Consider the following 21,320-nt stretch of genomic DNA (forward strand, 5'->3'; position numbering starts at 1 on the left):
ACAAATTATTTCCAAGGGTCAAATCAACCTTGGCCCCAGGGGGCATCCGCGCCTGGGTTTTCCAATAAGCACGGAGAGCTCTTTCTTATCGCGGTACCGACCCGTCTCAATGTGGTTTTCGACCTTTCGGATCTACTCGCCTGCATATTTATCGGCTATCGCTCATCGCTGACTCTTCCGGTGGTCTCCCGTCCGGGCGGTATCAGCGGAATTTCCAGACTTGTCAAGGTACTCTTCTTTGGTTGCGAGAATGGCAGGAATCGAACCTGCACCTACCGGATCCTCGTTGCGCTACCATTAAGCTACATTCTCGGGGCTAAAGCCCTCGGCCTAATCGATGTCAGCCGTCCTTATGTGGGAGTAGCAGGAGTCGAACCTGCAGCCACTCGCTTTCGTTAGCGGGCCTCTACCAAATTGAGATTATCGATACTCCCGAATTGAACCCCTTTCGGGGCCGGGTCTCTCTTGACCCTCGGCATTGCTCACTCCTGAGCACCGTAGTTGGGTGGTTTGACTTTGGCGGATTAATCTTCAAAGAATTTTGCTACATATCCTTCGAGGGTTACAGCAACGGCAGCTTGTGCAACGGAGATTTCCTGCTTGTCATCAAGGTTGCCTTTGGTGCGCTGTTGGTAGGCGTGGAACCGGATATGGCCCTCCATACGCTTGAGCGGTTCTCCGCTGTCAACGGTAAATCCGTTGATTTTGCGGAGGTATCCGGCTACATAGCAGTTTAGACCGAATTGCCAGTTTGCTTGCTTATATTCTTCGGGAGATATATTCATCTTCTCCAGTTTGGCAAAAGCCTTTTCTGCACGGTTTACATGGTCATTGATGTCGTGCTCAAAAGCAGCACGGATATCATCAAGTTTTGTTTCTGTTGTTGCCATATAGGTACGATTTATTATTAGTCTGAAATTTCGTCAAGGGTCTCAGTAATCACATACCATTCATAGCGACAGCCTTTCAGTTGCTCGTCAGAGAGGGAGCAACAATGCTTGGTGGCGTAGAAATAGAGAGCTTTAGTTGTTGTGCCATCCTCGTTTTCAATGACCCCGAAAGAGCGGTCACGTTTTTTGAAACCGAGCTTTTTCAATTCCTCCCAAGTGGTCAGCAGCGCGGGGCGATGGCCTCCCCAAATGGGTGCGCTGATTTCTTTACCTTTGATTGATGTAGCCATATCTGGTCGTTTTTAGTTGATTATGTCCTTGTTACTCTCAATCAAAATCACTAATTTTGTAATGTTTGATTTAAGATATTGCAAAAGTAATCGTATTTACGTTTATATCCAAACGTAAATACGATTGTCAGTGTAGTTTTAAATATTATTAACGCTTTTACGTTCACAGCATGACTTCTCTCAACGCAAAAATTCGAGATATAATCTCTGCCTACAAATTGTCTGACAGACAGTTCGCAATTAAGATAGGGGTAACCCAGTCTGTCATTGGTTCAATGTTTCAAAAGGGTACAGAGCCATCATCCAAAGTAATCCGAAATACTTTGACTGCTTTCCCAGAAATTTCAGCCGATTGGTTTCTACGCGATTCGGGGGAGATGCTGAAATCTCAAAGCAAAGAGATTGAACGCATTAATTCTTTGCTTGATACTATAACCACTCTTCAACAAGCAATTAATGCAAAATCAGATACAATAGCAGCACTCAACGAACGTATCAAACAACTCGAAAACCAACTCAACAAATGAAGAATATCTTAACATTGACAACACTCATCTGTTGCTTACTTTTGACAGCCTGTAGCTCGGACGATGAGCCTCAAGCAGAATATACCGGCCCTTGGGTTGTGATATATTATGAATCATATCACGGCATGCACAATAACAGTGAAGAATTCATGGTGTGGTTTCAAAACCACATTGGCGATTTTGATGCAGCCATATTTGAGAAGTCAAACGGAGAGTCGTGGATTCTTCAAGCTTCCAACGATGATTGGATAGAGTTAAACGATTATGGCAATTGGTATAATGGAGAAATCCAATGGATTGAAACAATCGACAAAGCTTCAGAGGAAGATATTAAAACAAAGGCCGCTGAATTTGAATCATTCAGCATAACGGATGAAATAAGCAGACATTACGATTCTTTCAAAGCGCATTATCAAAGAATGAAGTAACTTCCAGCAAAACATTTCCGTATTATTGTCGGCACGGAATTAAAACCTATTGAAAGAACAAGTATTTCAGTCGACTACGCGGATATACGGCAAATTTTCGTTAATTTTACAGCGCAAAATTAGGTGAGAATCAGCGGCAAAGCAATAACTTACCGGTTGGTTTGACCCTTACCGAAAAGTTTGTTTTGCACAAAATCAATAAGTTCCGACATCGAGAAATGGCAAAAAAATTGGACTACGAATATTGCAAGGCTGCTCCCATGCTTGAATGGATGGGCAACAAATGGGCCTTGGTGGTGCTCCTGAAAGTTTCGGAGAATGAGCCTGCGCGGTTCAACGAACTTTATCGGACAATCCCGGCTATATCAGAAAAAGTCCTCTCGCAAGTCCTGCGCCAGTTATATACCGACGGTATTCTTGACCGTCAGCTCTATCCCGATGTACCTCCGAGGGTAGAATACTCAGTTTCCGATTTCGGCAAGACGTTGTTGCCGCTCGTTCAGAATCTTATTACTTGGGGTCAGGAGAATTTCGACACGATAATAAAGAATCGACAAGATAGAGAAATAATACTTAATCCGCCAAGCCGAAATAGTTTGCAATTTGTCGGCTCAAAATTTGTGGCTGGGAGCGAAATTGACTAACTTTGACAAGTTAAAGAGGCTCGAAAGGGTATCGCTTTAAATTTCCCATCTTTGAAGAACGTACATATATAATTGTCATACAATAAAATACAATGGAAGTAGAAGGTAAAATCATATTGGCTCTTCCCGAGCAGTCGGGTGTGTCGCGTGCCGGAAACAACTGGAAAAAACGTGAATACGTTTTGGAGACGCATGAGACTTATCCTAAGAAGGTGTTCTTTGTGCTTTTCGGTGACCGTGCCGACCAGTATCCTCTTAATGTAGGCGACGAGATACGTCTGAGCTTCGACATCAACAGCCGCGAGTATAATGGACGTTGGTTTACTTCGATCGACGGATGGAAGGTTGAGCCGGCCACCGCACCTGCGGCTCCCGGCGCTCCCGCGCCCCAGACTTACGCCCAGGCTCCCGCTTATGGCGCTCCTGCCGCTCCTGTGCCCGATCTCACTCCTGAACCCAACGACGATCTGCCGTTCTGATTTCGCACTTCGTGTCGTGCGGCGACATGACGCGGACATATATAAGCATATAGAAACAATGCGCCGAATCATGCGAGAGTCTGTAGATGACGATGCGTGATTCGGCGCAGTGTTTTACTGTGGCGTGCCGGGGCTATGACGCGGGTGTGCCGTCCGTGCGGTCTTTGGGGGAATCTGCTTTGTCTTTGCCTGAGGAGGGGCGGCGATGCTTGTAGCGCCGGTTTCCGTGTTTCTTGCCGGAGTTCCCCTTATCGGTTTCCTTTTCTGCGGTTTCTTTGTCGGTGGTCTCCGGTGCGGACGATGCATTCGGCGTGCCAGGGCGTGCGCCTTTCGGTGCATCTTGCTTCTTTTGTCGTCGTCGATCCTTGGTGGCGGAACGGTCACTACGTCCAGCGTCGGCTCCTGGGACTGCGTCCTCCAGGGGTATCTTTATTTTCAATGTGGATTCCACGCGTGAGAATGCACGTTTGTCGCGCGGCGACACGAGGGTGACGGCGGTGCCTTCGGCGTTGGCGCGACCGGTGCGCCCTACGCGGTGAACATAATCCTCCGGTTCGCGGGGAACGTCGTAATTGACCACCATGGATATGTCGTCTATGTCGATGCCTCGGGCGAGCAGGTCGGTGGCGACGAGCACGTCGAGGCGTTCTGCTCGGAAGTCGTGGATAGTGTCGTCGCGTTCTTTCTGTCCGAGGTCGGAGTGTATCTCTGCGGCTTTTATTCCGGATCGGCGCAGTGAGCGGGTGAGGTCGCGCACGCCGAGTTTCGAAGAGGCGAACACTATGACTTTCGAGCCGTGGCGCTCCTTCAGCAGGCGCAGCAGCACTCCATCTTTCTGGGCGTCACCGCACATTATGGCCGACTGGGCTATCTTTTCCACGGGGCGCGAGGGCGCGATTTTTATTTCCACGGGATCGCTGAGGATGTCCTTGGCGAGCTTTCGTATGCGAGGGGGCATTGTGGCCGAGAACAGCAGTGTCTGGCGTTCCGTAGGAAGTTGGGCGGCGATGCGCATGATATCGTCGTAGAATCCCATGTCGAGCATCCTGTCTGCCTCGTCGAGGATGAAGTATTTGACTTTTCCGAGATTGATGCCGCCCATCTGCAGGAGTGCCTGGAGGCGTCCGGGTGTGGCGATGACCACGTCGGCACCTTCGCGCATTGCACGTTGCTGGCGGGCGAAAGTGGCGCCGTCAGTGCCGCCGTAGATGGCGAGTGAGGAGATTGGGAGATAGTAGGAGAATCCGTCCATCTGCTGCTCGATTTGCTGTGCAAGCTCGCGGGTGGGGGCCATGACTATGCAGTTGACCCCGGCATCCGGCGCGGGAAGGTCCGCGAGGAGGTCAATCACCGGGAGGAGGTAGGCGGCGGTCTTGCCTGTGCCGGTCTGGGCTATGGCTATGAGGTCGCGTCCTTGCAGTACGATCGGGATGGCTTGTTCCTGTATAGGAGTGCACTCGTCGAAGTGCATCGCGTAGATAGCGTCGAGTATATCGTCGCTTAAATCAAGATCTTCAAAATGCATATCGCAAATTTAACAAATATATACGGATTGCGCAACCTGTGGCGTTGCATTTGGGGTAGGGGGATAAAAAAATAAGACTACCTCACGGCACCCTTATTTCTCGCTTGTTGCTTGTTGAATATCTATTCTGTCTTTATTGGAAAGTTACGTATGAAAAAGTATTCTGTTTACCTTTGTATTTGTTGTTGGTGTTGTTTCGGTGGTTGTCAGATTTCTTAGATTAGCTAAGAAGATTTCTTGTCAAGCGGGGGTCTTTGTTTCCCTCTTGCGTTGCAAAGGTAATAATTTGTTTTGTACTGTCAATGGGATGTGGTACATGTTTAATAACATGTTTTGTCGAAATATCGGGAACCGGAGCGTCATGGCACTTGAATATAATAATAATTATGCTTCAAATGTTGAAAAGTTATTATAAAAGCGAGAATTGTAAAAGATGTAAAATATTTAAAATGTGTTAAAATTAAAGTTAGCGTGAATTTATGTCAGATATGCGCCTCCGGGAGCATTCCGAAAGGCGCATATCTGGCATTTTGCTATTAAATCTTGCCTTTGGCGATGGTGATAATTTTGAAGTCGTTGTCTCGAAATCATACAGCCATCTTCAGGAAAGATTTTTTCATTGCTGATATATGATATATGAGGAGAGTGGGGCCAGCGTGCCGGAGATCTTTCCTTCGGCTATCTCGAAATCGGAATGGTGGACGGCGTCGGTGTATCTGCCTTTCTTTAGGGATGAGGGGAGACTCAGTGTTTGCGTATCGGTGGAGATATTGATGAGAGCCACTCCTTTGATGCCGCGTTCCACGGCAATCACGGCCCCGTTGTCGCTTACGTTGATCTGTTCGGGCTGTCCGTGCATCTCATGGCGGAATCTATTGACAGCTACTACCTCGGGATTGAAGAACTCGTCGTTGCCACGTGCGCCTATGCGGTTGTTGCCCCAATAGTTTTGCCGCGTGGAACCCATCGGGCGGCTGAAGAATAGCGGAGTGCCGAAGCGGCGTGCTGCGAGGAACACGTAGCCTTCGCGTACCTGTGCATCCTCAAGGTCGGCCGATTCATGTTCGTTGGCATACGTGTCGTGCGACTCCACCCATGTGACAAGTTTTTCGGCGGGAGCGGGATGCTGCCAGTCGGCGAGACTATCGGCATAGTATGAACCTTCTTGGAGCGCATTGCGCAGGGCGTGGCCGTAGTTGCTGGCCGTGAGCGACATGTAGGCGGCGTAGTCGGCCTCGCGCACGTTCTTGTCCTGAAGCACTTCGCCGTAGATAAATAGGCTGTCGGCTGGGAGGGCGAGTGAGAGTCCCTGAACGCTTTCACGCCCTGTGGCTATATCCCAGAAATTGTTGCGCTGCGAGAGCGAGTCGCGCGGGTCGTCGGGCAGGCCTATGTGCTTGGCTGTGTCGTAGCGGAATCCACGTGCGCCGCATGCTATGAGGTCGTTGACATACTGTAGATAGTAATGCTGGAAGCCGGAATTCTCAGTGTTGACATCCGGCAGGCCTCCCATCATGCCTGTGGTGCACTCGTAGCGGTCGTTCCATTCGGTGATGTTGTTGAATCCGTTAGCATGAAAAAGCTTGTCGTGACCGCCTGCGGCGCTGTCGAGGGCGGCGGTGACGGCTGTGTGGTCGACAGCCGTATGGTTGGGGAGCACGTCTACTATCACTTTGACACCGTATTTGGTGGCGCTGTCGCACATGGCTTTGAACTGGTCGCGTGTGCCGAGGAGGTGGTTGCCGATTTTCCAGTCGATTGGCTGATAGTAGTAGTACCACTTGCCTTTCACTGAATCGCCTTCTTCGCTGAACAGCGCCATGCCGCCATCTTCACCGACGAAACATGTGTTGGCCGGTGATGTCTGCACGAAGTCGAAGCCTGCATCGGCAATAGTTTTCATGTTGGCTGCAATTGTGTCGAATGACCATGACCACGCGTGGAGGATGGCACTGTCGTTTGTCGGCACTTCGGGCTGCTTCGGGTTGCATGCGCCCAGGATCGCTCCGATGGCGATGCCTGTTACGGGAAGTAAAATGTAGTTTTTCATCATTCTTTGTAAATATCTTTAGAATACAATGTTTATGCGGTGTTTTAGAATCGGGGTTATAGGTGGTGGTCGGCCGGGTCGTGGCGACAGACGCATAGTGTCAGAACGAGGTAATGCGCTTGTCGTGGCAGCGCAGTAACCTTGCCGGGAATTGCTCCAGGAGGTTGAGGTTGTGGGTGGCCATTATCACGGCGGTACCTTCCTTGGCTATCTGGTGGAGGTAGGCCACGATCTGTTCGCCGGTGGCGGGATCGAGGTTGCCGGTAGGCTCGTCGGCGAGGATGAGGCGCGGGCGATTGAGGAGCGCACGCGCTATGACGATGCGTTGTTGCTCTCCGCCCGAAAGCTCGTGGGGCATCTTGTAGCTTTTGTTGAGCATCCCGACCTCTTTGAGTACCTCCTCGATACGCTCGTCCATGTCGGCCTTCGACTTCCACCCCGTGGCTTCAAGCACGAAGAGCAGGTTGTTGTAGACCGAGCGGTCGGTAAGCAGCTGGAAATCCTGGAACACGATACCTATCTCCCGTCGGAGCATCGGCACCTCCTTGCGCTTTATAGCGGAGAGGTCGTAGCCGAGCACGTCGGCCTTTCCGGCGATTACGGGGATGTCGGCATACATCGATTTCATAAGGCTGCTTTTCCCGCTTCCGACTTTTCCGATTATATACAGGAACTCTCCGGCTTCGACCCTAAGGTCGACGTCCTTGAGCACAATCAGCTCTTTGCGGTGGAGTTCCACTCCCTGATAGTCTACTAATGGCGCTTCCATGGCAGGATAGGTGGCTCATTCCTTGTGGCGTTTCTGAAGCTCGGCGGCAAGATCCTCGATGCGCAGACCTTGCGATGTGAGCAGCACTATGAGGTGGTAGATAAGGTCGGACGCTTCATAGATGAAGCCGTCGCGAGTGCCGTTGGTCGCTTCTATCACAGTCTCTACCGCTTCCTCGCCTACTTTCTGCGCCATGCGGTTGACACCCTTCTTGAACAGCGAAGTGGTATAGGAGCCTTCGGGCATCTCTGTGTGGCGGCGGTCGATGAAGTCCTGGAGATAGCGCAGAAACTCCACCCCCATCGTGTTTTCCGTGCCGAAGCATGTGTCAGTACCTTTGTGACACACCGGACCCACAGGCTTTACTTTCACGAGGAGCGTGTCGCGGTCGCAGTCCTCCTCAATGCTTACCACATTGAGGAAGTTACCGCTCTCCTCACCCTTTGTCCATAGGCGTCCTTTCGTGCGGCTGTAGAATGTAACCTTGCCTGTCTCTATGGTCTTGAGATAGGCTTCCTCGTTCATGAATCCGAGCATCAGGACGTTTTTCGTCGTGTCATCCTGTATGATGGCGGGTATGAGACCACCCATTTTATCGTAGTCAAGTAGTGTTGTCATAATCTTACGGGTATGTCGTTAAGTGATAAATAGCTTTTCAATTCCCGGAGGTTGATTTCACCGAAGTGGAATATACTTGCCGCCAGGGCGGCATCGGCATGGCCGTGTTTGAACACGTCGATGAAATGGTTCATCCGTCCGGCCCCTCCGGAGGCTATGACGGGTATTGACAGGCGTTCCGAGAGTTCGGCAAGGGCCTCGCAGGCGAACCCGGCCTTCACACCGTCGTGGTCCATCGAGGTGAACAGGATCTCTCCGGCGCCGCGTTCCTGAGCCTCGTGCGCCCATTCGAGGAGCGTGCATCCTACGGGTTTGCGTCCGCCGTTGATGTAGCAGCGCCAGATGCCGTCGTCATGGCGCGCATCGATTGCCACCACACACACCTGCGCCCCGTAGCGCGAGGCGATCCCGTCGATGAGGGCCGGTGAGCGCAGCGCGGCGGAATTGACCGACACCTTGTCGGCCCCGGCGTCGAGGAGTCGCGCCACGTCATCGACTTCACTTATCCCGCCTCCTACGGTGAAGGGTATGCTGATATTCTCGGCCACGCGCCTTACGAGGTCGATGAATGTTCCGCGTCCTTCGTGGGATGCCGTGATGTCGAGGTAGACCAGCTCGTCGGCTCCCTGATCGCTATATTGCCGGCCAAGTTCCACGGGATCTCCGGCATCGCGGAAATTTACGAAGTTGACACCTTTGACGGTTTTGCCGTCCTTGACATCGAGGCAGGGTATGATGCGCTTTGCTAACATTGTGAACGGTTGATGCGTGAGATATCTTCAATTGAGATGCGCCCCTCGTAGATTGCTTTCCCGACTATCACGGCGGGGACTGCGGCCTCGTCGAGAAGCTCTATGTCGGCCATTGAGCCGACACCTCCGCTTGCCACGAGCCATAGCCCGGGACACCTGTCGAGAATCCTGCGGTAAAGCTCTACGGCCGGCCCGGCGAGTGTGCCGTCGACACCGATCTCGGTGGATATGACCTTGGATACGCCGACCTCGGCGTATCCGGCGATGAATGGCACTATGTCGTTGTCGGACGTGGATGTCCACCCCTCCGACGCTATCTTTCCGTGGCGCGCGTCGGCACCGAGGATGATACGCTCCGGGCCGTATTTGTCGAGCCAATGGAGAAACCTGTCACGGTTGCGGAGCGCTATGCTTCCGCCTGTCACCATCGCCGCTCCGCATTCGAAAGCGATGCGCAGGTCGTCATCGCTTTTGAGGCCGCCTCCGAAGTCTATCACGAGTGGAGTGCGTGCGGCCACACGTTCGAGTGTACGGTAGTTCACGATGTGGCTGGCGCGTGCACCGTCGAGGTCCACGAGGTGGAGTCGCCGGCATCCGGCATCGGCGAAGCGCATCGCCATGTCGACGGGATCGTCGGAATATACCTTTGACGTGCCGTAGTCGCCTCGTGTCAGTCTTACGCATTTGCCGTCGATGATGTCGATGGCGGGTATGATCTCAATCATGATTTTTCAGAGTGCAAGGAAGTGCGACAATAGCGTGCTCCCGTCTGCACCGCTTTTTTCGGGATGGAACTGCACGGCATGGAAGTTGTCGTGGCGCATTGCCGCGCTCCATGTACCGCAATATTCTGTTACGGCGGCGGTATGTCGGCATACCGGCACGGCGTAGCTGTGAACGTAGTAAAAGTAATGGCCGTCAAGACCGGTAGGGACCGGGCCGTCGGGCGAAGTGAGCGCTACGGTGTCCCATCCGGTGTGGGGCACCTTGAATTCCGGTGACGGAGGTATCAGGCGCTTCACGTTGGCATCGAATATTCCGAGGCCGTCGACATCTCCCTCTTCAGAGTGTCGGCACATGAGCTGCTGGCCTATGCATATGCCAAGCACGGGGGCGGTCAGCGAGCGTATCACCCGGTCGAGTCCGGTGGCGCGCAGATGGTGCATGGCGGCGGCAGCCTCCCCCACGCCGGGGAATATCACGCGGTCGGCTTTTGCGAGCACGCTTTCATTGTCGGTGACGACGAATTCCGCGCCAAGCCTCCGGAGCGCGCATTCCACGGAAAACACGTTTCCGGCATTATATCTAACCACTGCTATCATAATCGCGGGGTTGGGTTGGACGATGACGTCAGATGCGGGCCATTGCCGTACAGGCAGGGCATGTCAGCTGAACACTACCGTCTTGTTCTTATAGGTCAGAATCTTTCGTTGTATATGTTTCTCCACCGCCCGCGAGAGGACTATCTTTTCCAGGTCGCGGCCTTTCTTTACCAGGTCGTCGATTGTGTCCTTGTGGGTGATGCGGGTAATGTCCTGTTCGATGATGGGGCCGGCATCAAGTTCGGTGGTGACGTAGTGCGACGTGGCGCCGATTAATTTTACGCCTCGGTCGTAGGCGGCATGATACGGTTTTGCTCCGACAAAGGCCGGGAGGAATGAATGGTGGATATTGATGATATGGTGCGGATACTGTCCGATAAACTCAGGCGAGAGTACCTGCATGTAGCGTGCGAGCACGATGAAGTCCACGTTGAGTTCGCGCAACAGCGCCATCTCGGCGGCTTCCATCTCGGCTTTGTTTTCCTTCGTGATGTGGAACACCTCGTAGCGTATGCCGAACTGGCTGGCCACTTTTTCCATATCGGGATGGTTGGATATGATGACGGGAATCTCGACCTCCCATTCTCCGGCCACCACGCGAGCGAGTATGTCGTAGAGGCAGTGCGACATCTTGCTGACGAAGATGGCCATGCGCTGCTTCTGTGAGGAGAATTTCAGCGAATAGCTAAGGTCGTAGCGGCAGGCGTAGAGGGTGTGGAAATAGTCGCGGATCTTCTCCTTAGGGATGATGAATCCTGCCAGATCCCACTCGACGCGCATGTAGAATATGCCGTTTGCCTTGTCGACATATTGGTCGAGGTACATGATGTTGCCGCCGTTGACGGTGATGAATTCGGTGATCACCGCTATTATCCCGGGCTGGTCGGGACAGTGCATGAGGAGTATCGCTGTATCTTTTTCTTTCTTTTCCACGATTTTTGTTCTTCTTTGACGGCAAAGTTACGTATTTTATATCAAAAAGCAAATAGGCGGCAATGCCATGCCGCCTATTTGACATTATGCGATGATCAGTTGCCGAGTTCGGAGAGGAATTTTATGCGCACGAGGCGTATCTCTTCCTCGCTGTATTCGTTTCCAAGCTCCTCGATGGCGGCTTCAAGGTCGTCGCTCTCGCTCTCCTTGAAGTAGTCGAAGATGTCGGCCTGACGGTCATCGTCCATTATCTCGTCGAGGAAATAGTTTATGTTGATTTTAGTGCCGGAATACACTATAGCCTCCACTTCGTCGAGAAGTTCGGAGAATTCGAGCCCCTTGCTCTCGGCCAGAGAGTCAAGTCCGATCTTACGGTCGATGCCCTGTATGATTGATATCTTGAGCTTGCTCTTGTTGGCCACGCTTCTTACGCGCAGGTCCTCGGGTCGCTCGATCTCGTTCTCCTCCACATGAGCCTTTATCACCTTGAGAAATTCTTCACCGTATCTCTTCGCCTTTCCGGCTCCGACCCCTGGAATGTTCTGAAGCTCGTCGATGGTAATGGGGTAGGTGGTGGCCATCGCTTCAAGCGACGGATCCTGGAATATGACGTAGGGGGGCAGTTCGAGGCGCTTCGCCATTTTCTTGCGAAGGTCTTTCAGGATATTGTAAAGCTCTGGATCGACGGCACATGCGGCGCCGCTTTTCATCACCTGTTCTTCTTCGTCCTCGCTGAAGTCGTTGTCCTCGACGACCTTGAAGGATGTCGGTTTCTTGTAATACGCTTTCCCTTTGGGTGTGAGCTTCAATATGCCGAAGTTTTCGATGTCGCGGTCGAGGTATCCGGCAATCTGGGCCTGGCGTATGATGGTTGACAGTGTGCGTGAATCGCTCCCTTGCAGACAGCCGAACACTTCCAGCTCGTCCTGGGCATAGGTCTTTACGGTAGGCGTGTTTTTACCGAGCATGACGTCGATGATCTGCTCGGGCTTGAATTTCTCTTTCAGTGCGCTGACTGTTTCAATTATGGCGCACAATTCATCTTTTGCTTCCACGAGTTTCTTTGGGTTTAAACAGTTATCACAGTTCCCGCAGTTTTCCTCGGTGTATGACTCACCGAAGTAGTGCAACAACAGTTTCCTTCTGCACAGTGAGGATTCGGCATAAGCCGCTGTCTCAAGGAGCAGCTGGCGTCCGATTTCCTGTTCTGCCGGCGGTTTTCCCTGCATGAATTTCTCCATTTTTTGGAGATCCTTGTGCATGTAGAATGCAATGCATCGGCCTTCGCCCCCGTCGCGGCCGGCGCGGCCGGTCTCCTGGTAATATCCTTCGAGTGATTTGGGTATGTCGTAGTGGATCACGAATCGCACGTCGGGCTTGTCGATACCCATGCCGAAAGCTATTGTCGCTACGATCACATCGACTTTCTCAAGGAGGAATGCGTCCTGGTTGGCGGCACGGGTGTTCTGATCAAGACCTGCATGATAGGGTAGGGCGCGAATGTCGTTCAGCCGGAGGATTTCGGCGAGTTCCTCTACCTTCTTACGGCTGAGGCAGTATATGATGCCGCTCTTGCCTTCCTGCTGCTTGATGAACCGGATTATGTCGCGGTCGATCGTAGATGTCTTTGGACGCACCTCATAGTAGAGGTTGGTGCGGTTGAACGACGACTTGAAGAGCATGGCGTTCTGCATGCCGAGGTTCTTCTGTATGTCGTGCTGCACCTTAGGTGTGGCCGTGGCAGTCAACGCGATCACCGGACGTGGCGAGATCTCGTTTATTATCGGTCGGATGCGCCGGTATTCAGGGCGGAAGTCATGCCCCCATTCGGATATGCAGTGGGCTTCGTCCACTGCGTAGAAGGAAATGGGTACTGTCTTTAGAAATTCTATATTGTCCTCTTTTGTAAGCGACTCCGGGGCCACGTAGAGCAGTTTGGTCTTTCCCGACATGATGTCGGCCTTCACCTCCTCGATTGCCGCCTTGGTGAGCGATGAGTTGAGGAAATGTGCGATCGCATCGACCTCACTGAAGCTGCGCATTGCATCGACCTGATTCTTCATGAGGGCGATGAGCGGAGATATCACGATTGCCGTGCCGGGCATGAGAAGCGCCGGGAGCTGGTAGCATAGCGACTTTCCCCCTCCTGTAGGCATGAGCACGAAAGTGTCGTTCCCATCCATGAGGGAGGTTATGATGGCTTCCTGGTTGCCTTTGAATGTGTCAAATCCGAAATGCTTTTTCAGCTCTTCGGTGAGGAGGATCGACTTGTCTGGCATGGTAGTGATCGTGATTAACGTGCCGGTGTCGCGGCGGAATTAATGATTGTTGCTTAATGTCGTTTATTGTTGACCGGACTCAACGGTCCGGTCATTTGGAATCGGAATTGTTGGTGTCGAAGTTGGCTTTATCGAGTTTCTCCAACGCATATTCGCGAGTGACGGTGAATGTGCGCTTACGTGTGGATGGAATCTCGAACATGCTGTCGATCATGATGGTCTCCACTATCGAGCGCAGTCCGCGCGCGCCGAGCTTGTACTCGATGGCCTTGTCGACAATCAGGTCGAGCGCGTCGTCGGCGAATGTCAGCTTCACTCCGTCCATCGCGAAAAGCTTCTCGTACTGTCGTACGATGGCGTTTTTCGGTTCGGTTAGCACCCTGCGCAGGGCCTCACGGTCGAGAGGCTCAAGGTTTGTCAGGATCGGGAGTCGGCCGATGATTTCCGGGATGAGTCCGAACGATTTCAAGTCCTGAGGCATCACATACTTCAGATAGTTGTCGCGCTTGATGCGCTGGCGCGCCTGGTCGGTGGAGTATCCCACTACGTGGGTGTTGAGGCGATGGGCTATCTTCTGCTCTATGCCGTCGAAAGCACCTCCGCAGATGAAGAGGATGTTTTTCGTGTTGACGGGTATCATCCTCTGCTCGGGATGCTTGCGGCCACCTTGCGGGGGCACGTTGACAACCGATCCTTCGAGCAGCTTCAAAAGACCCTGCTGCACGCCCTCGCCGCTCACGTCGCGGGTGATTGAAGGGTTGTCGCCTTTTCTGGCTATCTTGTCGATCTCGTCGATGAACACAATGCCCTTTTCGGCCTTTGCCACATCGTAGTCGGCCACCTGGAGCAGGCGTGTGAGCAGGCTCTCGATGTCCTCGCCGACGTAGCCGGCCTGAGTTAGTACGGTGGCGTCGACGATGGTGAACGGCACGTTGAGCAAACGTGCTATCGTCTTTGCTAACAAGGTCTTGCCTGTGCCTGTCGGGCCTACGAGTATTATGTTGCTCTTCTCGATGTCAACATCGTCGGAGTCCTGCGCCAGACGCTTGTAGTGGTTGTAAACGGCTACGGAGAGATATTTCTTGGCATCGTCCTGACCTATCACGTATTGGTCGAGAAACGCGCATATTTCCTTCGGCTTGGGGATGTCGGAGAGGCTGGTCGTGCTGTCGGAACTGTCGGCCTGCCGCGACTCGTTGCGCACCTCCTTGAGCATCTGCTCCATAGCGTCCACGCAATCGGTGCAGATGTATGTGCCGTTGTTGGTGGCCGAAGGGATCATCCCTTCGGCCATGTCTGCGGGGCGTCCGCAGAAAGAGCATACCGGTGTCGTTTTCTTTGCCATTGTCAGGAATCAGTGTTTGGCTTTTACAAGCACCTGATCGATCATGCCGTATTCCTTTGCTTCTTCGGCGGTCATCCAGTAGTCGCGGTCGGAGTCGCGCTCCACTTTCTCGAACGGCTGTCCGGAATGGTCGGCGATGATGGTGTAGAGTTCTTTCTTGAGTTTTTGGATTTCGCGTGCTGTGATCTCGATGTCGCTTGCCTGTCCTTGAGCGCCACCCATTGGCTGGTGTATCATGACGCGTGAGTGCTTGAGAGCGAAGCGCTTTCCGGCGGTGCCCGACACGAGGAGCACGGCTGCCATCGAAGCAGCGATGCCTGTACATATGGTGGCTACGTCCGATGATATGTACTGCATAGTGTCGTATATCCCCAGGCCGGCATATACCGAGCCGCCGGGAGAGTTGATGTAGATTGACACATCCTTGCCGGGATCGGCCGAGTCGAGGTAGAGCAGCTGAGCCTGGATCACGTTGGCGGTATAGTCGTTGACTTCAGTGCCGAGAAAGATGATGCGGTCCATCATAAGGCGGGAGAACACATCCATCTGGGCCACGTTGAGCTGGCGTTCCTCGATGATGGTGGGGGAGATGTAGCTGGAAGTTATGTTGGCGGAGTTGGTGGCGGCGACATACTGGTCGAGCGCGAGGCCATTGAGTCCGCAATGCTTTACAGCGTAGTTTCTAAAGTCGTTGTTCATGTTTTCTGTATGAATGGAGACGCCTTCCGGCATTTCCGGAAATTATTTATTCAAAGATAGTGAATTTTTATGATATTCCAAAAATATCGTGTGGCATATGCTTTTTTCCCCGTTTTTTTCTTGTTTTTCCGGAGGATGCATAGGAAAGGGCGATGTCGCACATGCCGTGCACATCGCCCTGTGGTGTGTATCTATTGTTCGGACGGAATTTCTCAGGCCTTCTGTGCGATCTCCTTGAATTCGTCGAGCGATACTGTCTTTTCGTCGAGCGACACCTTGGCCTCTACGGCGTTGAAGAGCTTCATGTCGCCTACTTCCTCTATCAGGCGCGGGCGATAGTTCTTGTCGGAGAGGATGCGCTTTGCATACTCTTCGAGGGTGTCGTCGGGCACGTTGGTCATGCCGTACTGGGCGAACTGCTGTCGGGCGATAAGTTTGGCGAAGTCGAGGAGGTCGTTCTCTTCGATCTTGATCTCGCAGAGCTCGGCCATGCGCTCCTTGATGAGCTGCCATTTGAGCGAGGGGAGCATCTTTTCGAATTCGGCATCGACATTCTCTTCGGTGATACCATCGTTGGATGCCACGAGCCACTTCTTGAGGGTCTCGGCGGGTATCTCCATGTCACCGTACTTGTCGGTCATGTACTTCTGCACGTCGGCGCGGAAGAGGTACTTGCTGTTCTGCTCAAGGTCGCGCTCTATCATGGCCTTCACGCCTGCGAGGTACTGAGACTCGTCGGTGGCGGCATCCTTGCCGAGCACGTTGTCGAACAGTTCCTGGTTGAGTTCGGCCGGACGCACGACGATAATCTCCGATATCGTCATTTCGAAATCGCCCTTGACGTCGGCAGCCTTATCCTTGTCTATGCCGAGCATAGAGGAAAGTTCGGCGACATTGCCTTCGCATGTTTTCCAGGGGTTGAACACCACCTTGTCGTCGACCTTCTTGCCTGCGAACTTCTCGGCCTCTTCCTTGTCTTTAAAATACATCGGGGCCACGATGCCGTTGATCATCTGTATGGCCGACTCGTCTGTCTTTACGTTGCCTTCGGAGTCATGCTCCATGATCGAGCCTTTGACAAGGGCGTTAGGCTCGACGGTATCGCCGGGCACCTGTGCGCCGAAGCGTTCGCGGAACTTGTCGCTCTGCTCGTTGACCATTTCGTCGGTCACATTAATCTTATAGTATGGCATGTGGATTTCCTTGTCGAGCACCACGTTGATTTCGGGCACGAGAGCCAGCAGATACTGGAATTGGAAATCCTTCTGGTTGTCGAGGTCGAGTTCCTTCACATCGACGGGAACGGGCTGGCCGAGCACTGCGAGCTTGTTGTCGCGGATGTAATTAACTACAGCATTGTATACTATATCGTTTATGGCGTCGGAAGTAGCCTGCTTTCCGAAACGCTTCTGTATCATGCCTGCGGGTACGTGACCTTTGCGGAATCCGGGTATGTTGGCGTTACGGGCGATTTCCTTGAGCTTCTTCTCTACTTCGGGCTTGTAGTCGTTTTCTTCAATCGACACGTTGAGCACGGCGCTCACGTTGTCTGTCTTGTCGAGTGTAACGTTCATTGCGTTGACTGTATTTATATTGTGATTATTTTTGCTGACATCGGATAATGCCGTGGAGAGGCTGGGGCGTATGTGCGCCATGTTAGACAAATCGGGCACAAATTTAGTGCTAAAAATGTCAAATCTGCAAATTTCCTCCGAATCTTTTTTGCAGGTGCTCCGGCGCATGCCGCATTTGCGGCTATAGTCGGCTATATGTCATAATGCAAATTGTGTGCCAAAGTTCTGGTGGCCTCCGCAAGATTATGGATTATTTGCATTGATGTGGGATAATATGACAGAAATTGGCTTTTTTGCGCCATGTTCCGGCTGGCGGCGGCATTTCTGTGGGCTGTAATCAGGACGAATCCCAACTTTTTGGCCAAATATCACGCAAATGAGCCGAAAATTTGTAATTTTGCACCCTATAGAGCGTATGCCCGCAGGGGACGTTACTCATAAACCAGTCATCAACATTTAGGAAACAGTTATATGGTTGTATTCTTCAAGAAAGGCGCCAATCTCATGATTGCTGTCGAAACCACCCACAAGCCCGATGCCAAAGAGGCTGAAAAGTTGTCGTGGTTGTTCGGGGGAGCTGTGATGCTTGCCTCCACAAGCCTGAAAGGCCGTTTTGTCGGCCCGCGACGCGAAATGATAACACCGTGGAGCACCAACGCCGTGGAGATAACCCAGAACATGGGTCTCGAAGGGATAACCCGCATCGAGGAGTTCGTGCGCACGTCGGATGAGAACCCCCGCTACGACAAGATGCTGCAGCGCGTCTATGAAGGGCTTAACAGCCGCATCTTCACTGTCGCAAAGACTCCCGACCCGATAGTCTATATAAATGACATTTCGGAATACAACAAGGCCGAGGGCCTCGCTCTCAGTCCTGATGAGGAACAGTATCTGCGCGATCTTGCCAAGAAACTCGGTCGCCCTCTTACCGACAGCGAGGTGTTCGGATTCTCGCAGGTTAACTCCGAGCATTGCCGCCATAAGATTTTCAACGGCACTTTCGTCATCGACGGGGAGGAGAAGCCTTCGTCGCTCTTCAAGCTTATAAAGAAAACTTCACAGGTCAACCCCAACAAGCTCGTCTCGGCATACAAGGACAATGTAGCCTTTGTCGACGGCCCTAAGGTTGACCAATTTTATCCTGTCAATCCGGACCGCCCCGATTATTTCGAGGTCAAGGATCTTGACACCGTGATCTCGCTGAAAGCCGAGACTCACAATTTCCCCACCACCGTGGAGCCTTTCAACGGCGCGGCCACAGGCACCGGCGGTGAAATCCGCGACCGTCTTGGCGGCGGCAAGGCCTCCCTGCCAATCGCCGGCATCGCCGTCTACATGACCTCTTATCCGCGCATGTCTCCCGAGCACCGTTGGGAACTGATGATGAATCCGCGCGTGTGGCTCTATCAGACCCCGTGTGACATCCTTATAAAGGCTTCCAATGGAGCCAGCGACTTCGGCAACAAGTTTGGACAGCCGCTTATCTGCGGTTCGCTGCTCACGTTCGAGCATGAAGAGAATGGCAAGAAGTATGCCTACGACAAGGTGATAATGCTTGCCGGCGGTGTTGGTTTCGCGGCTAAGAAAGACGCTTTGAAAGGTCATCCCGTAGCCGACGAGAAGGTGGTGGTGATGGGCGGTGACAACTACCGCATAGGTATGGGCGGTGGCGCAGTCTCTTCAGTGGAGACCGGACAGTATGCCAATGCTATCGAGCTTAACGCCGTGCAGCGTGCCAATCCGGAGATGCAGAAGCGCGTAAGCAACGTGATACGCGCTCTTGCCGAGAGCGACAACAACCCCATCGTCTCAATCCACGACCATGGCGCCGGTGGCCACCTCAACGCTCTTTCTGAGCTTGTCGAGGAGACCGGAGGCAAGATTCATATCGACGCGCTCCCCGTGGGCGACAAGACGCTTTCCGCGAAGGAGATTGTCGGCAACGAGAGCCAGGAACGCATGGGCCTTGTGATCGAGGAGAAGGATATTGATTACGTGCGCACGATTGCCGAGCGCGAGCGTGCGCCTCTCTATGTGGTCGGTGAGACCACCGGCGACGACCGTTTCGTGTTCGAGCAGGCCGACGGCGTTAAGCCCATCGACCTCGGCATGGCTGACATGTTCGGCAACTCGCCCAAGACCGTGCTTACCGACACCACGCAGGTGGCCACATACAAGGACGCCGCATATGATGAGAGCCGTATCGACGAATACCTCACCGACGTGCTTTCGCTCGAAGCCGTGGCCTGCAAGGACTGGCTTACCAACAAGGTCGACCGCTCAGTCACCGGCAAGATCGCCCGTCAGCAGTGCCAGGGTGAGATTCAGCTACCGTTGAGCGACTGCGGTGTGGTGGCTCTCGACTATCGCGGAAAGGCCGGCATAGCCACTTCCATCGGCCATGCTCCCCAGGTGGCGCTCATCGATGCCGCCAAGGGTTCGGTGATGGCCGTTGCAGAAGCTCTCACAAATATCGTGGGTGCTCCGATGGCCGAAGGTCTCAAGAGCGTTTCTCTAAGCGCCAACTGGATGTGGCCGTGCAAGAATCCCGGCGAGGACGCTTCTCTTTACCGTGCCGTAGAGGCGTGCTCCGACTTCGTGTGTGCGCTCGGCATCAACATCCCCACCGGCAAGGACTCCCTGTCGATGACACAGAAATATGGCGATGACAAGGTGTATGCCCCCGGTACAGTAATTATCTCTGCCGCCGGCGAGGTGAGCGATGTGCGCCGCACCCTTACTCCGGTTCTTCAAGACAAACCATCTACATTATATTATATAGATTTCTCCGGCACTCCGCTCTCGCTGGGCGGCTCGGCATTCGCGCAGTCGCTCAATGCGGTCGGAAGCGAAGCCCCGACGGTGGCCGATGCAGCACGCTTCGCCGCCACATTCAACGCCGTGCAGGCGCTTGTGAAGAAAGGTTGGCTTCTCGGCGGCCATGACGTTGCCGCAGGTGGTCTGGTGACTACGCTCCTTGAGATGGCTTTCGCCAACTGCGAGGGTGGTATGGACTTCAATACCGACGGTTTCATGGCCGACGGGGAGAAGGACCTCGTGAAGATACTTTTCGCTGAGAATCCCGCGTTGGTGGTGCAGGTGGCCGACGACAAGTGTCAGCGCGTGGAGGATGCCCTTGCCGCAGCAGGTGTGCGTTTCTTCCCCATAGGCGCGCCCTCAGCCGAACGCATGCTCACCGTCACACACGACGGCGCCGACCATATATTCTTCATCGATCATCTGCGCGATGTATGGTTCCGCTCGTCATATCTTATGGATGCCGTCCAGAGCGGCGAGAAATGTGCCGCCGAGCGCTTCGAGAACTACAAGAAGCAGCCCATACGCTATCGTTTCCCGTCGGGCTTCAAAGGCTCGCTCGCTTCGCGCGGTCTTTCGCTGCGTCGCGACGGCAAGTCTGGTGTGCGTGCCGCCATCATCCGCGAGAAGGGTGTGAACGGCGACCGTGAGATGGCTTATTCACTCTATCTCGCAGGGTTCGACGTGAAGGACGTGCACATGACCGACCTCATGTCAGGCCGCGAGACTCTGGAGGATGTCAACATGATCGTGTTCTGCGGAGGATTCTCCAACTCCGACGTGCTCGGTTCTGCCAAGGGCTGGGCCGGGGGATTCCTGTGGAACGACAAGGCCAAGGCAGCCCTGGAGGCATACTACAAGCGCACCGACACGCTGAGCCTTGGCATATGCAACGGATGCCAGCTGATGATTGAACTGAATCTCATCAACCCCGAGCATAAGCGCAAGACGACGATGGAGCACAACGTGAGCCACAAGTTCGAGTCGCAGTTCCTCGGGCTGACCATCCCTAAGAACGATTCCGTGATGTTCGGTTCGCTTTCCGGCTCGAAGCTCGGCATATGGGTGGCCCACGGCGAAGGGCGCTTCAACCTGCCCGAGCCGCTGTCGAGCTACAACATCGTGGCCAAGTACAACTACAATTCCTATCCCGCCAATCCCAACGGCAGCCGTGGCGCCGTGGCCGGCATCGCTTCGGCCGACGGCCGTCATCTCGCGATGATGCCCCATCTGGAACGTGCCATTTTCCCGTGGCAGTGCGGATATTATCCCGCCACTCGCCGTCAGGAGGATGTCACTCCATGGATAGATGCCTTCGTCAATGCCCGCCGATGGATTGAGGAAAAGACGAAATAATACGATTCACTTATCAGAAACTA

The 21,320-nt window shown here is 53.3% G+C and carries 19 protein-coding genes and 1 tRNA gene; 5 read left to right on the forward strand and 15 right to left on the reverse strand.

Translation table 11 applies throughout. The features are described from left to right. Positions 1-355: 355 nt before the first annotated feature. The 3 genes from QZ303_RS04525 to QZ303_RS04535 all read right to left on the reverse strand — a co-directional run bounded on the left by QZ303_RS04525 (position 356) and on the right by QZ303_RS04535 (position 1,180). Positions 356-434: transfer RNA gene (locus tag QZ303_RS04525), tRNA-OTHER, on the reverse strand. A gap of 90 nt (positions 435-524) precedes the next feature. After that, a complete protein-coding gene (locus tag QZ303_RS04530) occupies positions 525-890 on the reverse strand; it encodes a hypothetical protein (RefSeq protein WP_295729733.1) in 366 nt (121 codons plus the stop codon). Between the two features lie 17 nt (positions 891-907). Next, complete coding sequence (locus tag QZ303_RS04535; protein WP_295729736.1) at positions 908-1,180, reverse strand: hypothetical protein; 273 nt, start codon at positions 1,178-1,180, stop codon at positions 908-910. Positions 1,181-1,350: 170 nt separating this feature from the next. Between QZ303_RS04535 and QZ303_RS04540 the strand changes: the two genes are divergently transcribed. The 4 genes from QZ303_RS04540 (at position 1,351) to QZ303_RS04555 (ending at position 3,258) form a co-directional block, all read left to right on the forward strand. Further along, the gene (locus QZ303_RS04540) at positions 1,351-1,707 is read left to right on the forward strand and encodes an XRE family transcriptional regulator (protein WP_295729739.1); all 357 of its coding nucleotides are present in this window, start codon (positions 1,351-1,353) and stop codon (positions 1,705-1,707) included. After that, entirely contained in the window at positions 1,704-2,135 is a 432-nt protein-coding gene (locus QZ303_RS04545; protein WP_295729742.1) for a hypothetical protein, read from the forward strand. The genes QZ303_RS04540 and QZ303_RS04545 overlap by 4 nt, the downstream gene beginning before the upstream one ends. Positions 2,136-2,353: 218 nt before the next feature. Further along, positions 2,354-2,779, forward strand: a complete 426-nt coding sequence (locus QZ303_RS04550; RefSeq protein ID WP_295729745.1) for a helix-turn-helix domain-containing protein — start codon at positions 2,354-2,356, stop codon at positions 2,777-2,779. 92 nt (positions 2,780-2,871) lie between these two features. Next, positions 2,872-3,258, forward strand: coding sequence for a DUF3127 domain-containing protein (locus QZ303_RS04555; protein WP_295729748.1), 387 nt, complete (start codon positions 2,872-2,874; stop codon positions 3,256-3,258). A gap of 133 nt (positions 3,259-3,391) precedes the next feature. On the opposite strand, the gene QZ303_RS04560 is transcribed toward QZ303_RS04555, so the two are convergent. The 12 genes from QZ303_RS04560 to QZ303_RS04615 form a co-directional block, all read right to left on the reverse strand. Beyond that, the gene (locus QZ303_RS04560) at positions 3,392-4,783 is read right to left on the reverse strand and encodes a DEAD/DEAH box helicase (protein ID WP_295729751.1); all 1,392 of its coding nucleotides are present in this window, start codon (positions 4,781-4,783) and stop codon (positions 3,392-3,394) included. 616 nt (positions 4,784-5,399) lie between these two features. Then, entirely contained in the window at positions 5,400-6,836 is a 1,437-nt protein-coding gene (locus QZ303_RS04565) for an alpha-amylase family glycosyl hydrolase (RefSeq protein ID WP_295729754.1), read from the reverse strand. A gap of 97 nt (positions 6,837-6,933) precedes the next feature. Continuing rightward, positions 6,934-7,602: a cell division ATP-binding protein FtsE gene (locus tag QZ303_RS04570; protein WP_295729758.1), complete on the reverse strand. Its 669-nt coding sequence runs from the start codon at positions 7,600-7,602 to the stop codon at positions 6,934-6,936. A 15-nt stretch (positions 7,603-7,617) separates the two neighbouring features. After that, complete coding sequence (gene hisIE, locus QZ303_RS04575) at positions 7,618-8,220, reverse strand: bifunctional phosphoribosyl-AMP cyclohydrolase/phosphoribosyl-ATP diphosphatase HisIE (RefSeq protein ID WP_295729761.1); 603 nt, start codon at positions 8,218-8,220, stop codon at positions 7,618-7,620. Beyond that, the gene (gene hisF, locus QZ303_RS04580; protein ID WP_295729764.1) at positions 8,217-8,972 is read right to left on the reverse strand and encodes an imidazole glycerol phosphate synthase subunit HisF; all 756 of its coding nucleotides are present in this window, start codon (positions 8,970-8,972) and stop codon (positions 8,217-8,219) included. The genes hisIE and hisF overlap by 4 nt, the downstream gene beginning before the upstream one ends. Continuing rightward, a complete protein-coding gene (locus QZ303_RS04585; RefSeq protein WP_295729768.1) occupies positions 8,966-9,697 on the reverse strand; it encodes a 1-(5-phosphoribosyl)-5-[(5-phosphoribosylamino)methylideneamino] imidazole-4-carboxamide isomerase in 732 nt (243 codons plus the stop codon). The genes hisF and QZ303_RS04585 overlap by 7 nt, the downstream gene beginning before the upstream one ends. 6 nt (positions 9,698-9,703) lie before the next feature. Continuing rightward, positions 9,704-10,297: an imidazole glycerol phosphate synthase subunit HisH gene (gene hisH, locus QZ303_RS04590; RefSeq protein WP_295729888.1), complete on the reverse strand. Its 594-nt coding sequence runs from the start codon at positions 10,295-10,297 to the stop codon at positions 9,704-9,706. Positions 10,298-10,357: 60 nt separating this feature from the next. Next, positions 10,358-11,227: a formyltetrahydrofolate deformylase gene (gene purU, locus QZ303_RS04595; RefSeq protein ID WP_295729771.1), complete on the reverse strand. Its 870-nt coding sequence runs from the start codon at positions 11,225-11,227 to the stop codon at positions 10,358-10,360. A 95-nt stretch (positions 11,228-11,322) separates the two neighbouring features. Continuing rightward, positions 11,323-13,506, reverse strand: coding sequence for a DNA helicase RecQ (gene recQ, locus QZ303_RS04600; RefSeq protein ID WP_295729774.1), 2,184 nt, complete (start codon positions 13,504-13,506; stop codon positions 11,323-11,325). Between the two features lie 91 nt (positions 13,507-13,597). Further along, positions 13,598-14,851 carry an ATP-dependent Clp protease ATP-binding subunit ClpX gene (gene clpX / locus QZ303_RS04605; protein WP_295729777.1) on the reverse strand — a complete coding sequence of 418 codons (1,254 nt, stop codon included), beginning with the start codon at positions 14,849-14,851 and terminating at the stop codon, positions 13,598-13,600. A 9-nt stretch (positions 14,852-14,860) separates the two neighbouring features. Next, positions 14,861-15,550: an ATP-dependent Clp endopeptidase proteolytic subunit ClpP gene (gene clpP, locus QZ303_RS04610; protein WP_295729780.1), complete on the reverse strand. Its 690-nt coding sequence runs from the start codon at positions 15,548-15,550 to the stop codon at positions 14,861-14,863. Between the two features lie 212 nt (positions 15,551-15,762). Then, positions 15,763-17,124, reverse strand: coding sequence for a trigger factor (locus tag QZ303_RS04615; protein ID WP_295729782.1), 1,362 nt, complete (start codon positions 17,122-17,124; stop codon positions 15,763-15,765). A gap of 471 nt (positions 17,125-17,595) precedes the next feature. On the opposite strand from QZ303_RS04615, the gene purL reads away from it, so the two are divergent. Further along, entirely contained in the window at positions 17,596-21,297 is a 3,702-nt protein-coding gene (gene purL / locus QZ303_RS04620) for a phosphoribosylformylglycinamidine synthase (protein ID WP_295729785.1), read from the forward strand. The last annotated feature ends 23 nt before the right edge of the window (positions 21,298-21,320 follow it).

The sequence above is a fragment of the uncultured Muribaculum sp. genome, from assembly GCF_910583865.1.
GTDB lineage: Bacteria > Bacteroidota > Bacteroidia > Bacteroidales > Muribaculaceae > Muribaculum.